Raw genomic sequence first — 16,961 nt, forward strand, 5'->3', positions numbered from 1 at the left:
AGACTCAGCCCTGGGAAGGGGCGGCCGCGCGCGGACGCCGCGGCTTCTTCGCCGCGACGATTTCCAGCGACAGGTCCATGGCCCGCGCCGAGTGCGTCAGCGCCCCCATGGAGACGAAGTCCACGCCCATCTTCGCCAGGCGAGGCAGGCGGTCCAGGGTGACGCCACCGGACACCTCGAGCGGAACGCGACCACCCGCCAGCTTCACGGCCTCGCGAATCTGCGCGTCGTCCATGTTGTCGAGCATCACCACGTCAGCGCCGTGTTCGAGCGCTTCGGCGAGCTGCTTGAGGTTGGTGACCTCAATCTCGATCTTGCAGAGGCGAGGCCCGTTCGCCTTGGCGAGCCGGAGCGCCTCCGAGATGGACCCACCCACCGCCGCGATGTGGTTGTCCTTGATGAGCACGCCATCGAAGAGGCCGAAGCGGTGGTTGGTGGCGCCGCCCATGCGGACGGCATCCTTGGCCAGCACGCGCATGCCGGGCGGCGTCTTGCGCGTGTCCAGCACCTGCATCTTCGAGCCGCGCACCGACGTCATCGCCTGCTGAGCCAGGGTGGCGATGCCGGCGGCGCGCTGAACCAGGTTGAGCGCGGTGCGCTCGGCGGCGAGCAGGGAGCGCAGCCGCCCGTGACACCGGGCGGCCACGACCTTGGGCTTGATCTCCTGGCTGTCCTGGCGGAGCAACTCCACCTCGACGTCCGGGTCGACCTTGTGGAAGACGCGCGTGAAGGCCTCGAGGCCCGCGAGCACCAACTGCTCCTTGGCGACCAGCTCGGCACTGCCCTCCGCGTCAGGCGGAATGAGGGCCTGCGAGGTGACGTCTCCCGCCGCCCCCAGGTCTTCGTCAAGGGCGAGGTCGATGAGCCGATCGAGGTAATCCTGCTGCACGTCTCCTCCTGCTACCGCCGGGCCTTCGCCCGTGCCGAGGGCTTCGCCCGGGTGACCTTCTTGGCCGCCGCCTTCTTCGCGGAGGCCTTCTTCTTCGCGGGAGCTCTTCCGCCCGCCTTCTTGGCCGCCGCCTTCTTCACGGGAGCCTTCTTCGCCACGCCCTTCTTCGCCGAAGCCTTGCCAGCGGACTTCTTCGCCGCGCCCTTCTTCGCCGAAGCCTTGCCGCCCGCCGCCTTCTTCACCGAAGCGGCCTTCTTCACGGCGGCGCCCTTCTTCGCGGAAGACTTAGCACCCGCCGCCTTCGCGGGAGCGCCCTTCTTCGCGGCCGCCCCCTTCTTCGCGGGAGCCTGGGTGCTCGCGGACTTGGCTGAGGGAGCCTTCTTCGCCGCCGGCTTCGCGGGAGCCTTCACCGGGGCAGCCGTCGCCACGGTCGGCTTCTCGGTGGAAGCCTTCGGGGCCTTGGGCGCTTTCGGAGCCGCCGGATTCGCGGGAGCCTCGGAGGCCTGAGCCTTCGCCTTCTTGGCAACCGTGCGCGCGGGCTTGGACGCGGCGCCGTCGGCCGGGGCCTCGCGGGCGTCGCCGCCCTCCTTGGCCTTGCCGAACTCACGCATCGCGTCGTCCACGAGGCCCATGCTCATGTACGCGACGCCCAGGTCGTGGTGGTCCGTGGGGGACAGGCCTTCCTTCGTCCCCTCACGCAGCTTCGCCAGCGCGTCCTGCACCTGGGGGTCCTCCTCGGGCACGCGGCCCTCGTCCCCCATCTCACCCTTCAGCTCCCGGCCCAGGTCCACGCCGCCCTTGTCTTCCTTCGGGGCGACCTTCACCTGGGCTGGCTCGGAGGGGGAGGCACTCTCGCTCTCCTCGGTGGACGTGCTGCTGCTCTCGGTCGGCAGAATCTCGGGCATGGACGGCTCCGGGGCGATCCGCTGCAGGTGATCTTCGAGCTTGGCCTTGCGCTCCTTCAACTCCAACACGCGAGCGCGGTCCTTCTCCACGACGTCGGGCGGCGCCTTGGCCACGAAGTTGGGATTCTCCAGCTTGCGCAGGATGCTGGCCGCCTCCTGCTCCGAGCGCGCCATCTCCTTGCGCAGCCTGTCCCGCTCCGCGTCCAGGTCGACGAGCCCCGCCAGCGGCACGTAGATCTCCAGATTCGTCGCCATGAAGGCCGCCGCCTGGGGAGGCTTCGGACCCGGAGGACCCACCTGCACATCGGACAGGCCCGCCAGGGGCAGCAGGTAGCCGCGCCAGCGCTCCAGCAGCTCGCGCGTCCGAGCGTCCGGGCTCTGCACCACCGCCTTCACCTTGGTGGCCGGAGACAGGTTGCTCTCACCACGGATGGTGCGCAGCCCTTCGATGGCCGCGATGACCGGCGCCATCTCCGACTCGGCCGCCTCGTCCACCAGCGCCGTGTCCGGCGTCGGGTACGGGGCAATCATGATGCTCTCCGTCGGCCGGGTCATCGGCAGCTTCTGCCAGATCTCCTCGGTGATGAAGGGCATGAACGGGTGGATCAACCGCAGCACGCGGTCCAGTGCGTAGACGAGCACCGCGCGCGTGGTGTCCTTCGCCGCCGGGTCCTCACCGTAGAGCGAGCCCTTGGCCAGCTCGATGTACCAGTCGCAGAGCTCCGCCCAGAGGAACTGGTACAGCGTGGAGGCTGCCTCCGCGAAGCCGTAGACCTCCAGCGACGCGCTGGCCTCCGTCGTCGCGCGCTGCAGCCGCGAGAGAATCCAGCGGTCCGCCAGCGTGAGTGGCAGCTCCTTCGGCGAGCGCCCGTCGTACTGGTACTCGCCCATGTTCATCAGGGCGAAGCGGCTGGCATTCCACAGCTTGTTGCAGAACGCCTTGTAGCCGGCGAGCCGGTCCATCGACAGCTTGATGTCGCGGCCCTGCTGGGTGAGCGAGGCGAGCGTGAAGCGCAGCGCATCCGCGCCGAACGCGGGCATGCCCTGCGGGAACTTGTTCTTCAGCGTCGCGTTGAGCTGCTCGGGCTTCGCGCCGAGGATGATGTCCAAGGGGTCGATGACGTTCCCCTTGACCTTCGACATCTTCTCGCCCTTCTCGTCGCGCACCATCGCGTGCAGGTAGACGGTGCGGAAGGGCACGTCGCCCATGAAGTGCAGGCCCATCATCATCATCCGGGCGACCCAGAAGAAGATGATGTCGTGGCCCGTCTCCATGACGGACGTCGGGTAGAACGTCTTCAGCTCCGCGGTGTCGCGAGGCCAGCCCAGCGTGGAGAACGGCCAGAGCGCGGACGAGAACCAGGTGTCCAGCACGTCCGAGTCCTGGATGAAGCTCTTGCCGCCGCACTTGGGGCAGGACTCCGGCGTCGTGCGCGAGACGATGGGCTCCGCGCGAGCGAAGTCCACGCCGCCCACCTTCACCGTCGGGGCATCCAGCGGCAGGTCCGTGTCGTCACCCTGCCGGGGGCTGCACGACGTGCAGTAGTACGCGGGAATCTGGTGGCCCCACCACAACTGGCGGCTGACGCACCAGTCGTGGATGTTGCGCATCCAGTGGAAGTACGTGTTCGTCCAGGTCTCGGGGACGAACTTCGTGCGGCCCTGCTCCACCGCCTCAATCGCGGGACGCGCCAGCGGTTCAATCTTGATGAACCACTGCGGCGACAGGCGCGGCTCCACCACCGTGGTGCAGCGCTGACAGGTGCCGATGGACAGCTTGTGCGGCTCTTCCTTCTCGAGCAGCCCCTGCTCCTGCAGGTCCGCCAGCACCGCCTTGCGCGCCTCGAAGCGATCCATCCCGGCGTACTTGCCGGTGTCCTTCGTCATCCGCGCCGCTTCGTCCAGGATGGACACCATCGGCAGCTTGTGACGCAGGCCCGTCTGGTAGTCGTTGAAGTCGTGCGCGGGCGTCACCTTCACCACGCCGGTGCCGAACTTCGGGTCCACCAGCTCCGCGTCCGCGATGATGGGAATCTCGCGGCCCGTCAGGGGGAGGACGACGAGCTGGCCCGCCAGCCCCAGGTAGCGCTCGTCCTCGGGGTGGATGGCCACCGCCGTGTCGCCCAGCATCGTCTCCGGGCGCGTCGTGGCCACGGTGAGCGTGCGCTCGCTGTCCTTGATGGGATAGCGGATGTGCCAGATGGAGCCGTTCTTCTCCTCGTGCTCGACCTCCAGGTCGCTCAGCGCCGTGCGGCACGAGGGACACCAGTTGATGAGCTTCTGGGCCCGGTACATCAGGCCCTCTTCGTACAGCCGGACGAACACCTCGCGGACCGCGGCGGACGACTGGTCGTCCATGGTGAAGCGCTCGCGGCTCCAGTCGAGCGACGCGCCCAGGAAGCGGTGCTGCTCGCCGATGCGGGCGCCGTACTTGCCCTTCCACTCCCAGACGCGCTTGAGGAACGCCTCGCGGCCGAGGTCGTGACGGCTCTTGCCCTCGGTCTTCTTCAGCTCCTTCTCCACCACCATCTGCGTGGCGATGCCCGCGTGGTCCGTGCCGGGGAGCCAGAGCGCGTTGAAGCCGCTCATCCGCTTCCAACGCGTGAGGATGTCCTGGATGGTCGCGGTCAGCGCGTGACCGATGTGCAGGCTGCCCGTGACGTTGGGCGGCGGCAGGACGATGGAGAAGGCGGGCTTGTCGGAAGTCGCCGCGGCGCGGAAGTAGCCGCGCTCGAGCCAGAGGGCATAGAGGCGAGCCTCGACCTCGGTGGGCTCGTAGGCCTTGGACAGTTCGGTCGTATCGGTCATTGAAGACGGCCAGCCCCCCTGAGGGGGGCCGGCGGGGAGGTCAGGAGGTTTGGGGCGAGAAAGTTCGCCTCAGTGCTGCGTCTCTCGGTCCTTGATCAGCCGCTCGAGCTCCTCGCGGATGATCGTCTCCGCGAGCTGCGGTACGACCTCCCAGGCAATCTTCTCGATGACCTCGCGGGACGCCTTGGACAGCGCCTCGCGCAGCAGGGCCTCGCCCCCATCCGCCGCGGGACGCGCGACCGGAGCACCCCTCTGCGCGGGCGCGGGAGGCGCCACGGGTCCACCGATGTCGAGCGAGATTTCCTCGGCGCCGCTCGTGTCGGGCAGCGAGTCCTCGATGCTGATGGCGGGCTGCGCGGCCACCGGCGCGGGCTGCGCGGCAGGAGCCCCCAGCCCGAACGGGTCCCTCGCGCGGGCCGCCGGCTGAGGCGCGCCACCACCCTGGATGGGAGGAAGCGGCGTGGCACCCGGCGGACGCGGCAGCGGCATCCCCGGCCCCGGAGGGACGCCCGGACGGGCCACCATGCCCGGAGCCCCAGGGCCCGGTGGCATGCCCTGACGCGGCGGCATGCCCGGCGCGGGAGCTCCCGGCGGAGGCGGTACACCCGGACGCGCGACGGCGCCCGGCGGCATCCCCGGCCCCGGAGGACGCGGAGCGCCAGGGCCCGGAGGCATGCCCGGCCCAGGAGGACGCGCACCCGGCCCCGGCGGCATGCCAGGACCCGGAGGACGCGCGCCCGCGGGCCCCGGAGGCATCCCCGGTCCCGGAGGACGCGGCGCCATGCCAGGACCCGGAGGCATCCCCGGTCCCGGAGGACGCGGCGCCATGCCAGGACCCGGAGGCATTCCCGGCCCAGGAGGACGCGCACCCGGCCCCGGCGGCATGCCAGGACGGGCACCCACGGGCGCGGCGACGGGCGCGGGATGCGGCGCCACCGGAGCGGCGGGCGTAGGGGAAGAACGAATCACCTGCGTGGCGATGGAGGCCGGCAGGGTGTTGGACTTCTGGCCGACCAGCGCCTTCACCTTGTCGAGCAGAATCTGGCTCTCGAAGGGCTTGGTGATGTGGTCGTCCGCGCGGGCGGCGCGGGCGCGGTTCTCGTCGAAGGCCTCGAAGGTGCCTGCCAGCAGCATCACCGGGATGGCCTGCGTGGCGGGGTCGTTCTTCAGCGCCTCGCAGACTTCGTAGCCACTCTTGCCCGGCATCACCACGTCGACGAGGACGACGTCCGGACGCGTTTCGCGCGCGCGCGCGATGGCATCCATCCCGTTGTCGACCACGGTCACCTGAAAGTCCTCGGTCGCGAAAATCATGCCGATCACCTTGCGGATGGTGAGCGAGTCATCGGCGACCAGCAGATTCTTGGGCATCGGTATCGGGCCTCGGGGGCGTCGACCCCCCTGAATTCGTTGAGAAATCCGGCCGAGAAAACCTGCTTCACGGCACGGTATCAAGCCCGGCAGCTTACGGTTCGCGCTCCGGGACGATCAAGAAAACATGCGCTGCAGGTCAAGGAACAGCACTGGCTCCGGCAATCCAGGGACACGGAAGGTGCCCGCGGTGTCGTCCGGCTCGAAGCGCTGCAGGACTCCAAGCACCCGCGTGGCCGTCAGCCCTACGTTACGTCCGGCCAGCTCCGCCAGCAGGAAGAATGGCTCCGGCGCGGGAAGTGCCCCCAGCAGCGCTGGAACCGAACAGATGGGCCATAGGACCTGGGCATGCGGAAAGATACCGGCCACCGGCCCGCTCTGCACGGGCAGGACGCTGAAGGCCTCGCCCCGCTCCACCACCTGGGACACGAAGGCCAGGGGGACGCCGAACAAGCGCCCCTGTGACTCGAAGACGAGCGCCCGTTCGGGCACGGACTCGGCCCAGTGCACGGGGCGCGGGGGAGCAGGCGCGGCCCGGGGCCCCACCCGGTGCGGCAGCGCCTCCGCGATGAGCTCCAGGTAGAGCTTGTCCTTATGCAGCACCGCCCCCCGGCTCAGCGGGGCCAGCGAGTCCGCCAGGCCCGGGGGCAACAGGAAGAACGGGGCGCGCGCGACATCCGCGACCTCCACCACCGAGCGGACCCTCACCGCGAGCGTGGGGCTCACGTCGAGCACCACCACCATGCCCACTTCCGGCTCCGGCGCGCCGCCGAGCAGCGCCGCCAGGTCCTTCACCTCGAGCACGCCCCGCAGGTTGCTTCCATGAGAGCCCGGCATCGCCACTTCCATGACGGAGGTGGCTTCCACGGCATAACGGGTCTCCCCGGCTTCGACGAGCAAGCAGAGTCGGCGACCGCTTTCGAAGGGCGACACGGGAGCGACCCTAGCAGCGTTCCGATGGATGGTGCTAAGCCATGCGGGAGATGGCGCGCATCCTCCTCGTCGACGACGAAAAGATCGCCCGCACCCTCTACGGCGACTACCTCACGGCCGTGGGGCACACCGTCACGGCGGTGGCCACGCTCCACGAGGCCCGGCAGGCGCTCGCCGTGGACCGCTTCGACGCGGTGGTGACGGACCTCATCCTCCCCGGTGGCGACGGCATGGAGGTCCTCCGGCACGTGCGGGAATACCACCCGGGCGTGGAAGTCGTCGTCATCACCGGCCTCGACAAGGTGGACCCCGCCGTGCGCGCCATCAAGAGCGGCGCCGCGGAGTACCTCGTCAAACCGGTGGCGCCCGAAGCGCTCCAGCACGCCGTGCGCCGCGCGCTCACCACGCGGGACTTGATGCAGGAGAACGCCTCCCTGCGCCGACATGTGGCGCTGTTGGAGGCTGGCCAGCGCCTGGCCACGACACTGGACCGGGAGAAGCTGGCTGCCACCACCACCAGCGCGCTCGAGTCCATGGCCTCCGCCAGCGCCATCGTCCTCCTGGAGCGCGACTCCTCGCTGGGCCTGCGCGCCCAGGGAACGCGAGGCCTTCCCACCGGCACCGAGGAGACGCTCGTCGCCTGGTTGCGAGGGCAGTTGCGGGAGGCACGGGCGCCTCGCGAGTTGGAGGTGCCGGACGTCCCCTTCGTGCGCGTCCTCTCCTTCCCCGCCGTCGAGGGCGACGCGGTGCTGGGGCACGCGGTGCTCTTCTACACGGACGAGCGGGGCACCGAGGCCAGCGCCTCCGAGGCCGCCAGCTACCTGGTACGCAACTGGGCGCTCGCACTGCGCAACCTGGGCCGGTTCGCGGCGGTGGAGGACCTGGCGTACATCGACGACCTCACGCGCCTGTTCAACACCCGCTATCTGCACTTGATGCTGGACCGGGAGTTCCAGGACGCGCCCCAGACGCAGCGGCCCTTCAGCCTGCTGTTCCTGGACCTGGACCACTTCAAGTCCATCAACGACAACCACGGCCACCTCGTCGGCTCCAAGCTGCTGGTGGAGACGGCGCGCGTGGTGAAGGGCTGCGTGAGAGACCACGACGTCGTGGCGCGCTACGGCGGCGACGAGTACGTGGTGATGCTGCGCAACACCGACTCGGGCGGCGCGCTCAAGGTCGCCGAGCGAATCCGTCGCACCATGGAGACCCACCAGTTCCTGGCGCGCGAGGGGCTGTCACTCAAGCTCTCCACCTGCATCGGCGTGGCGAGCTTCCCGGAGCACGCGAGGGACAAGGCGACGCTCCTGGATTTGTCGGACCGGGCCATGTACCGCGGCAAGCGCGGCACCCGGAACGTCGTCTACATGGCGGCGCAGGACCTGGAGGCCCCCCCAGCGGAGCGCCGCCAGGGGAGTACCGGCTCCTAGCCCGCTCAGCGCCTCATGCTTCCGACAGTGAGGCGCTTGATGATGCTTGGCTCCGTCGCCTCGCTGCTGGCGCCCTCCTTGCCCACGGCCTCCACCGACTCGTGCGGAGCGCCGGAGATGATGAGCTTGAACTTCTCCACGGCCTCTTGCGCGTGCTGGGCCTGCTCGGGGTCCAAGCGGGCGATGAGCTGCCAGAAGAGGGCGGCGTGCTCACGCTCCTCGTCCATGACGTGGCGGAGGACGGCCTTGGCCTCCTCGTTGTCCGTGGCGTCGATGTGGGCGGCGTAGAGGTTGATGGCGTCCAGCTCCGCCTCGATGTTGAGCCGGATGGAGCGGGCAAGCTCCGAGTCGGTCATCTTCCGAGGCACCAGCGAGTGGAACGGGTCGGTCTGCGGCATGTGAGGCCCTCCGAGGCCGGGAGGCGACGTCCAGGGGATGGGGCGGCGCGGGAAGAACGCGTGGAGCATCCGCGTCCCCGGCGGGCCGGTCAACGGATTCCCTCCAGGCGCGTTGCGTGGGATGGGCCCCGTCCGTCATGCTTCCCGACATGGAGATTCCCGCGCCGCTCGCCCAACTGCTCCAGGCCCTGGACGCGGGGGACCTGCCAGCCGCGCGCACGGCCGCGGCGGCGCTCCAACGCTCCGGCCTCCACGCCACCCAGCTCGCGGCGGAGGTGCTCCACGAGCTGCGCCAACCCCTGCTCGGGGTGAAGGCCTACGCCCAGATTCTCGCCGAGGATGGCGGCCCCACCGGCCCCTTGCGCCTGCTGATGTCCCAGGTGGAGCGGATGGAGCAGATCGTCTCCGACTTCATCCGGCTCGCCAGCGAGCGCCACGCGCCCCAGCAGCGCCTGTCCCTGGCGGCGCCCATCTGGGCCGCGGCGAAGCTCTTCAGCGTCAACCCGGACTCCGCGCGCATCTCCCTGGAGGTGGAGGCCCCGGAGGACATCTCCGTGCAGGGCAACGCGCGCCTCATCGAGCAGCTCACCCTGAACCTGCTCAACAACGCGCGCGACGCCATGTCGGGACGCGGCCGGGTGAAGGTGGTGCTCACGCGCGAGGGCTCGGAGCCCGTGCTGTACGTGGCGGACTGGGGGCCCGGCATCCCCGAGGAGCTGCGCGAGCGCATCTTCGAGCCGTACGTCACCGCCAGCAAACGCGGCACGGGCCTGGGGCTCGCCGTGTGTCGGCGCATCGCCCAGGAGCACCACGCGCGCATCGACCTCGCTCCGCTGGGCGCGCTGCGGGACGTGCCGCCGCCCGCCACGGTGTTCCGGGTGCGCTTCCCCGCCTCGGACTCGGCGCCCGGACGGCGCAAGCGACTGCTGGTGGTGGACGACGAGACCATCATCCGGATGGTGTTCCGGGACCTCATGGGCAAGGAGTGCGAGGTCATCGAGGCGGCCAGCGGCGAGGAGGCCCTGGACCTGCTGCGTGAGTCGCCCGTGGACCTCATCGTCACGGACAAGAACCTGCCGGGCCTGTCCGGGCTGGAGCTGGCGCAGCAGGCGCGCCGGCTGTCCGCCACGTCGCGGGTCATCCTGATGACGGGCTACCCCTCACTGGTGACGACGCAGCAGGCGCTGGAGCTGGGCGTGGTGGACTACCTGCTCAAGCCCTTCGACGACATCCGCGAGGTGCGCACCCTGCTGCGCTCCACGCTGGCGGCGCCGCCCACGCAGCCCGGCGCGGTGGCCCAGGTGACGCGCGTCGACGTGCTGGAGGACAACCCCGCCACGGCCGCGCAGATCGCCGAGGCGTTGGAGCTGATTGGCCTGGAGGCCCGGGTGCTGCCCACCTCGGAGCTCATCGCGCTGGAGCCGCCCGCGGGCGTCGTCGTGAGCTGGGACTTCGCGCCGGCCTACGGGAGAAAGGCGCTGGAGCTGGGCAAGGCCCTGGCCCAGGGCGCGCCCTTCGTGGTGCTGGCCGAGCACCTCACCATGGAGACCGCGCTGGAGTCGCTGCGCGCGGGGGCCACGGCCTGCCTGCCCAAGTTGCTGTCCGACACCACGGCGCTGAGCCGTGAGCTGAGCCGCGCATTCAAGAAAGGCGTCCCATGAGGCTCGCGCTCCTGTCCGTCCTGCTGCTGGGTGTGGCGTGTTCCTCGGACAAGCCCCCGGTGCAGGGCGAACCGGACGCGAGCGGCCCGGTGGACTCGGGCTCGGACGCGGGGACGGACGCGGGCCCCGAGGAGGAGGACGCGGGGAGCTGCGAGCCACCTCCGTCCGTGCGCGAGTCCGTGCTCGTGCCCGGGCTGAACAACCCCCGCCGCCTCGCCGTGGACGCGACGGACATCTACATCTCCGAGTCGCACTCGCTGCGGCCCCAGGCCGATGACGGCGATGGCCAGGTGCTGCGGCTGTCTCGCGCGGATGGAACGGTGAGCTCGCTCGCAAAGGGCTTCCGCTCGCCGGACGCCATCGCGGTGGACGCCAGGAACGTCTACGTGCTGGACCAGGGCGGGCTGTGGCGCGTGGACAAGGCCACGGGTGAGCGCGGCACGGTGCCCATCGAGGCCTCGCTGAACGGCGTCATCACGGGAGGCACCGACGTGCGCATGGGGCGCCTGTCCGGCAAGGACGTCCTCGTCGTGGCGACCGGAGCGCGGAGGCTCGTCCGCGTCGACACGACAGGAGCCTCGCCTTCGTCCCTGGTCCTCTTCGAAGGCACCGTCGACACCCAGGTCCGCGGCGCGCGCATCGACGGCACCGACGTGTGGTTCCTCGTCACGGGAGGCACCGAGCCGGGTCTCTACCGCGTCCCCCTGGACCTCGAAACGCCCGCGCAGCGCGTGGACGCGAGCATCACCACGGGCACCTCATTGGAGCTCACGCCCACGCACTTCCTCATCACCGAGGGAGGCGGAGGCACGGGCCGGCTGCTCAAGCTGCCGCGCACCGGAGGCGAAGCCCGCGTGCTCGCCGAGGGCCTGCAGGGCCCGCTGTTCCCGGTGGAGCTCAACGGCGCCGTCTACTTCAAGGACGCGGTGGCCAGGTCGTCGGCCTTCCTGCGCCGCACCCGAGGCTGCCCGCCCGGCACCTCCGACGCGGTGGGCCCCGAGGGCACCGGCCCCGGCGGTCTCCTCGTGGACGGCAACACGCTGCTCTTCACGTCCCAGGAGAGCGGCACCGGGGGCGCCGTCGGCCGGGTGCCCTGAAGTCCCCTGCCCTCTTCTCCCAGCGCCCAGAAAGACAACGGCCCCGGCGCCTCGAAAAGAGGCATCCGGGGCCGAGGCCAGCTCACCCACCATGTCCCGAGCCGCGAGGCCCGGGACGCGGAGCGTGGCTCAGTACTCCATGTCGTCGCCGCCGTAGTCCGGCATGCTGCCGCCGCCACCACCGCCGCTGCCGCCCTTGGACTTGCCCTTCTGGCGCTCGGCGACCATGGCCTCGGTCGTCAAGAGCAGCGAGGCGACGGAGGCCGCGTTCTGCAGCGCGGTGCGCTCCACCTTGGTCGGGTCGATGACGCCGGCCTTCTCCAGGTCCTCGTAGACATCCGTGCGCGCGTTGTAGCCGAACGCGCCCTTGCCCTCGCGAACCTTGTTGATGACCACGGCGCCCTCGACACCGGCGTTGCTGGCGATCTTCCGCAGCGGCTCCTGGAGCGCGCGGCGGATGATGTCCACGCCGAAGTTCTGCTCGCCACCCGGCTTGAGCTGCTCGAGCGCCGGCAGCGTGCGCAGGTACGCCACGCCACCGCCCGGGACGATGCCCTCCTCGACGGCCGCGCGAGTCGCGTGCAGCGCGTCCTCCACGCGGGCCTTCTTCTCCTTCATCTCCGTCTCGGTGGCCGCGCCGACGTTGATGACGGCCACGCCGCCCACCAGCTTCGCCAGACGCTCCTGGAGCTTCTCGCGGTCGTAGTCGCTGGTGACGGTTTCAATCTGGCCGCGGATGAGCTTGATGCGGCCTTCAATCTCTTCCTTCTTGCCGGCGCCGTCGACGATGGTGGTGTTGTCCTTGTCCACCGTGATGCGCTTGGCGCGGCCCAGATCGCTCAGGGTCAGGTTCTCGTACTTGTGACCCAGCTCCTCGCTGACCACCATGCCGCCGGTCAGCGTGGCGATGTCCTTGAGCATCTCCTTGCGACGGTCGCCGAAGCCCGGCGCCTTCACCGCGGAGACGTTCAGCACGCCGCGAATCTTGTTCACCACGAGCGTGGCCAGCGCCTCGCCCTCGATGTCCTCCGCGATGAGCAGCAGCGGCTTACCCGAGCGAGCCACCTGCTCCAGGATGGGGACCATGTCCTGCATCGAGGCGATCTTCTTCTCGCTGATGAGGATGTACGGGTCCTCCGCGACGACTTCCATCCGGTCGCGGTTCGTCACGAAGTACGGAGAGATGTAGCCGCGGTCGAACTGCATGCCCTCCACGACTTCGAGCGTCGTCTCCAGGCCCTTGGCCTCCTCGACGGTGATGACGCCCTCCTTGCCCACCTTCTCCATCGCGTCCGCGATGATGGTGCCGATGGTCTCATCCCCGTTGGCGGAGATGGTACCGACCTGGGCAATCTCCTTCTTGTCGGAGGTGGGCTTGGAGATCTTCTTCAGCTCCGCCACCACCACCTCGACCGCCTTGTCGATGCCGCGCTTGAGGTCCATCGGGCTGTGGCCCGCGGCCACCAGCTTCAGGCCCTCCTCGTAGATGGCCCGAGCCAGCACGGTCGCCGTCGTGGTGCCGTCGCCCGCCTTGTCGGAGGTCTTGGACGCGACCTCCTTCACCATCTGCGCGCCCATGTTCTCGAACCGGTTCTCGAGGTCGATCTCCTTGGCGACGGTGACGCCGTCCTTGGTGACCGTGGGCGAACCAAAGCTCTTCTCGATGACCACGTTGCGGCCCTTGGGGCCAAGCGTCACCGCGACCGCGTCCGACAACGTCCGGACGCCTCGCAGGATGGCCTCACGCGCGGACTGGTGGAAGAAAATCTCCTTCGCTGCCATCGCAACCTCCTGATGTTACTTGGAATTTTCGTGGATACTACGCAGGTCGTTAGCACTCGACCCTGGCGAGCGCCAACATAAGGGTCAGCCCAACGATGTCAACCAGGAAGGGCGGACGTGTGGCCGAGCGGACGGCCCGACGCGTGCCGGGGAGGAGCCTTTCGAGGGCTACTCGGCGAAGCGCATCAAGGTGAGCAGCTGGCCCATGTCCAGGGGCTTGTTCAGCGTGAGGGCCACGCCCTTGCGCAGGCCGCGCTCGGTGACGCTTCCGTCCGCGCTGGCCGTCATCAGGAGCACGGGAATGGCCTGGAAGCGCGGGTCGCCCTTCAGCTGCTCGGTGAAGGCGATGCCGTCCATGTGGGGCATGATGTAGTCGGTGATGACCATGCCCACCTGGTTGCGCTCGAGGATGTCGAGCGCCTGGAGCGCGTCCGACGCCGAGTACACCGTGTACCCATGCATCTCCAGGAAGCGAGAGAGCAAGGTACACAACTCGAGGTCATCGTCGACGACAAGGATGTTCACGGGACGGAACGCCGCACCAGCACGGGCGGCGGAACGTAACAGCCGCCCCTGTCGTTGACAACGCACAGCGGGGCTTCTTATGAGCCGGGCCATGGAGAAGCGGAGTGGGAAGCGATCGGGGTCGGGGGACCCGAAGGCGCGGCTGGAGGCGGTGTCGGACGCCTTCGAGGCGGGCGACATCGAAGCGGCGCTGGCTCAGGTGGAAGGTCTGCTTTCGGACGCGCCAGAGCTACCGGAGGCCCTGCACTACCGGGCGGCGGCGCTCGCGGAGCTGGGGCGGCTGGAGGAGGCCGGACGGGCCTATGGACAGGCCCTCAAGGTCGCCCCGGAGGACCTGGAAATCCTCCTGGGCGCCGCGGACTGCCTGGTCTGCCGGGCCGGAGAGGACCGGGAGGCGGTGGAGGAAGGCCTGGGCCTTTGCGCCCGAGGCAAGCGCCTGGCCCAGCGCGAGGACGACGTGGAGATGCTCTACGAGTTCCTCCTCCTGGAGGGCATGGGGCTCAACCAGATGGGTGAGTCCGAGCAGGCGCTGGTGAGCCTGGATGCGGCGCTCGGGCACGTGCCTCGCTCGGTGGATGCGCGGCTGGAGCGGGGCATCGCCCTGTTCGAGCTGTGCCGCTTCGAGGATGCGCGCGCCTCGTTCGAGGCGGTGCTGAAGGACACGTCCGACGAGGCGTGGGCGCACCACTACCTGGGGCTGATGGCGGAGCGGCGGGGGGACGAGCGGGAGGCGAAGAAGCGCTTCGCGAAGGCGCAGTCACTGGCGGCCGAGGAGTTCCCACCGCCGGTGGAGCTGGCCGAGGCGGAGTTCGACCGCGCGGTGGAGGACGCGGTGAAGGCGCTGCCCCAGCACGCCAAGCAGTACCTGGACAACGTCACCATCGCGGTGGAGGACCTGCCGTCGGAGGAGGACCTCTTGGGGCAGTCCCCTCCCCTGTCACCGAGCATCCTCGGTGTCTTCCGGGGCACGCCCGTGGGCGAGCGCAGCGTGACGAACGCGTATGACCACTTCCCCGCGTCCATCGTGCTGTACCAGAAGAACCTGGAGCGCTTCGCGAAGACGCGCGAGGAGCTCATCGAGCAGATTGGAATCACCGTGATGCACGAGGTCGGTCACCTCATGGGGCTGGACGAGGACGACTTGTGGCTGCGGGGGCTCGACTGACGGCGGCGGCCGAGCGCTGCTGCTTCAGGGCGGCGAGCGTCTGGCGGATGCCCTCCGCGTAGGGCGTCTTGGGCACGTCACCGAGCAGGTGGCGCAGCCCCGAGTCATCCATCAGCACGGGCTGCGTGTGCAGGTAGTGCATCTCCGCCAGCTCGCGCATGAACGGGTCGAAGAGGCCGACGAGGCGGATCATCCCCTTCCCCATCGACATGAGCTTCGCGGGGCGGCCGACCTGTCGGTAGACCTCCTCGACGAGCTTGCGCTGGCTCGTTACGCCGGCGCCGGCGAGGTTCCAGGAGCGGCCGTAGGCGCGAGGCTCGTCCATCAGCTTCGTCACCACGGGGCCCACGTCGGGCACGAAGACGAACTCGTGCGGCGAGTCGATGGGGCCGATGAGCTGCGCGCGCTTGCCATCCACGGCGGCGACGAAGGCGCGGTACAGGAAGCTGAGCTCGACGCCCGGGCCGTAGAAGTCGGGGAGGCGGAGGATGGTGCCCTGAATCCTCCCGGCGGCGTGCTCGGCCAGGAGGAGGTCCTCCTGCTCCTTGCGCATGCGGCCCTTGAAGGTATGGGGCTCGCGCGGATGGTCGTCTTTGACGGGCGTCGTGCGCGGCAGGCCGTAGGGGTACACGGTGCCGATGAGGACCACCTGCTTGACGCCCTCGGCGATGGCGCCGTCGAGCGTCTTGCGCATCAACTGCGGGTGCAGGTGGAACTGCGCGTAGTTGACGCCGACCATGTAGACCAGGGTGTCGACGCCGTGGGCGGCCGCGCGGACCGACGCCGGGTCATCCGGGTTCCACGTCACGACTTCCGCGAGCGGGTCCGAGCCGAACTCGGACTGCAGGGAAGCCTTCGAGCGGCCCACCACCCGGTAGGCCCGTCCCTCGGCCTTCAACGCGTTGGCCACGCTCTGGCCGATGACTCCCGACGCTCCGAACAACGCCACCTTGCCGGCCATGATGCGCTCCTTTGCGAACATCGAGATATTTATGAACGCCGTTCTGTGAACACCGTTCATTTACTGGTGGCCGTTCGAATCGTCAAGTCCTAGGGTTGAGGGCATGGGGATTTCGGAGCGCAAGGAGCGGCAGCGGGCGGAGCTGCGGGAGCAGATCCTCCGGGTGGCTCGGGACATGGTGGTGAAGGAGGGATTCAGCGCGCTGTCGATGCGCAAGCTGGCGGAGGCGGTGGAGTACGCGCCCGCGACGCTGTACCTGCACTTCGAGAACCGGGAGGCGATTGCCCGGGAGCTGTGCGTGCGGGGCTTCGGGGAGCTGTTGGCGGCGCTGGAGCCGGGGGCGAAGGTGACAGAGCCGTTGGAGCGGCTGTCGGTGATGGGCGCGGCCTATGTGAAGTTCGGGCTGGAGCACCCGGAAACCTACCGACTCATCTTCATGGAAGACCCCAGGCTGTCGACCGAGCTCTTCCAGGGCGGCTCGGATGGAGCGGGGCCGCGTTCTTTCGGCCTGTTGGCCCGTGTGTTCGAGGACCTGAGGTCAGCGGGCAGGATTGCGGACACGGCGGACCCGGGACGATTGGCGGAGACCGTGTGGGCCGGGTTGCACGGCATCGTGAGCTTGAAGCTGACGTGCGCGGCGTTCCAGACATCCGCGGAGGAGCTGCGGGAGACGTTGACGCAGACGCTGGTGCACGGGCTGCCGGGGTTGAAGCCGGCACGGTGAGCGTTGACGGGGCTGGGAGGGGCCGGCACTAATCAGCGGTGGTAGGGCCTCCGGACCTGGTGGCCGGCCTGGTCTTCAAAACCAGTGAGAGGCGTTGAGAGACGTCTCTGGCGAGTTCGATTCCCGTGCCCTACCGCCACTTCATTGGCCGCAAGCTCGCCGAAAAGCTGGGGGCCACTCCGCTCGGTAGCAACTCGAACGAGGCCCAACTTGATGGCGAATTGATCGTAATCAAATGCGCCAAACCAGCCACTGATAGCGTGGGCGTCGCTTTCCTGATGCTAACGCCGAGCTCAGTTGAGTTGAGTTGAG

The 16,961-nt window shown here is 69.2% G+C and carries 13 protein-coding genes and 1 tRNA gene; 6 read left to right on the forward strand and 8 right to left on the reverse strand.

Annotation, left to right across the window (positions count from 1 at the left end):
- Positions 1-4: 4 nt before the first annotated feature.
- From nadC to HUW62_RS04950, 4 genes are all read right to left on the reverse strand, one after another.
- A complete protein-coding gene (gene nadC / locus HUW62_RS04935; protein ID WP_176433711.1) occupies positions 5-889 on the reverse strand; it encodes a carboxylating nicotinate-nucleotide diphosphorylase in 885 nt (294 codons plus the stop codon).
- An 11-nt stretch (positions 890-900) separates the two neighbouring features.
- Positions 901-4,602, reverse strand: coding sequence for a valine--tRNA ligase (locus HUW62_RS04940; RefSeq protein WP_176433712.1), 3,702 nt, complete (start codon positions 4,600-4,602; stop codon positions 901-903).
- A gap of 69 nt (positions 4,603-4,671) precedes the next feature.
- Positions 4,672-5,973, reverse strand: a complete 1,302-nt coding sequence (locus HUW62_RS04945) for a PleD family two-component system response regulator (RefSeq protein ID WP_176433713.1) — start codon at positions 5,971-5,973, stop codon at positions 4,672-4,674.
- A gap of 117 nt (positions 5,974-6,090) precedes the next feature.
- The gene (locus HUW62_RS04950) at positions 6,091-6,906 is read right to left on the reverse strand and encodes a chemotaxis protein CheW (RefSeq protein WP_163865079.1); all 816 of its coding nucleotides are present in this window, start codon (positions 6,904-6,906) and stop codon (positions 6,091-6,093) included.
- A gap of 50 nt (positions 6,907-6,956) precedes the next feature.
- Between HUW62_RS04950 and HUW62_RS04955 the strand changes: the two genes are divergently transcribed.
- Positions 6,957-8,336, forward strand: a complete 1,380-nt coding sequence (locus HUW62_RS04955; RefSeq protein ID WP_176433732.1) for a diguanylate cyclase — start codon at positions 6,957-6,959, stop codon at positions 8,334-8,336.
- A 5-nt stretch (positions 8,337-8,341) separates the two neighbouring features.
- Here HUW62_RS04955 and HUW62_RS04960 read toward each other — a convergent pair whose 3' ends face one another.
- Positions 8,342-8,734 carry a demethoxyubiquinone hydroxylase family protein gene (locus HUW62_RS04960; protein ID WP_163865078.1) on the reverse strand — a complete coding sequence of 131 codons (393 nt, stop codon included), beginning with the start codon at positions 8,732-8,734 and terminating at the stop codon, positions 8,342-8,344.
- Between the two features lie 149 nt (positions 8,735-8,883).
- Here HUW62_RS04960 and sinK point away from each other — a divergent pair, with 149 nt between their 5' ends.
- Both sinK and sinM read left to right on the forward strand, forming a co-directional pair.
- Entirely contained in the window at positions 8,884-10,395 is a 1,512-nt protein-coding gene (gene sinK / locus HUW62_RS04965; RefSeq protein ID WP_163865154.1) for a hybrid histidine protein kinase/response regulator SinK, read from the forward strand.
- Positions 10,392-11,492 (forward strand): signal integration modulator SinM, encoded by a 1,101-nt coding sequence (gene sinM / locus HUW62_RS04970; RefSeq protein WP_163865077.1) that lies wholly within the window; start codon positions 10,392-10,394, stop codon positions 11,490-11,492. The genes sinK and sinM overlap by 4 nt, the downstream gene beginning before the upstream one ends.
- A gap of 129 nt (positions 11,493-11,621) precedes the next feature.
- Here sinM and groL read toward each other — a convergent pair whose 3' ends face one another.
- Together groL and HUW62_RS04980 are read right to left on the reverse strand one after the other, a co-directional pair.
- Positions 11,622-13,274 carry a chaperonin GroEL gene (gene groL / locus HUW62_RS04975; protein ID WP_163865076.1) on the reverse strand — a complete coding sequence of 551 codons (1,653 nt, stop codon included), beginning with the start codon at positions 13,272-13,274 and terminating at the stop codon, positions 11,622-11,624.
- 168 nt (positions 13,275-13,442) lie between these two features.
- Positions 13,443-13,799, reverse strand: a complete 357-nt coding sequence (locus tag HUW62_RS04980) for a response regulator (RefSeq protein ID WP_176433714.1) — start codon at positions 13,797-13,799, stop codon at positions 13,443-13,445.
- Positions 13,800-13,890: 91 nt separating this feature from the next.
- On the opposite strand from HUW62_RS04980, the gene HUW62_RS04985 reads away from it, so the two are divergent.
- Positions 13,891-14,964, forward strand: a complete 1,074-nt coding sequence (locus HUW62_RS04985; protein WP_163865075.1) for a metallopeptidase family protein — start codon at positions 13,891-13,893, stop codon at positions 14,962-14,964.
- Here the strand turns inward: HUW62_RS04985 and HUW62_RS04990 are convergent.
- Complete coding sequence (locus HUW62_RS04990) at positions 14,918-15,925, reverse strand: NAD-dependent epimerase/dehydratase family protein (RefSeq protein ID WP_176433715.1); 1,008 nt, start codon at positions 15,923-15,925, stop codon at positions 14,918-14,920. The two genes, HUW62_RS04985 and HUW62_RS04990, sit on opposite strands and share 47 nt — an antisense overlap.
- Before the next feature lie 103 nt (positions 15,926-16,028).
- On the opposite strand from HUW62_RS04990, the gene HUW62_RS04995 reads away from it, so the two are divergent.
- Positions 16,029-16,649: a TetR/AcrR family transcriptional regulator gene (locus tag HUW62_RS04995; protein ID WP_176433716.1), complete on the forward strand. Its 621-nt coding sequence runs from the start codon at positions 16,029-16,031 to the stop codon at positions 16,647-16,649.
- A gap of 40 nt (positions 16,650-16,689) precedes the next feature.
- Positions 16,690-16,788 (forward strand) — tRNA-Sec (locus tag HUW62_RS05000).
- Positions 16,789-16,961 lie beyond the last annotated feature (173 nt).

The organism is Myxococcus sp. AM011, assembly GCF_013372595.1.
In the GTDB taxonomy this organism is placed as follows: Bacteria; Myxococcota; Myxococcia; order Myxococcales; family Myxococcaceae; genus Myxococcus; species Myxococcus eversor.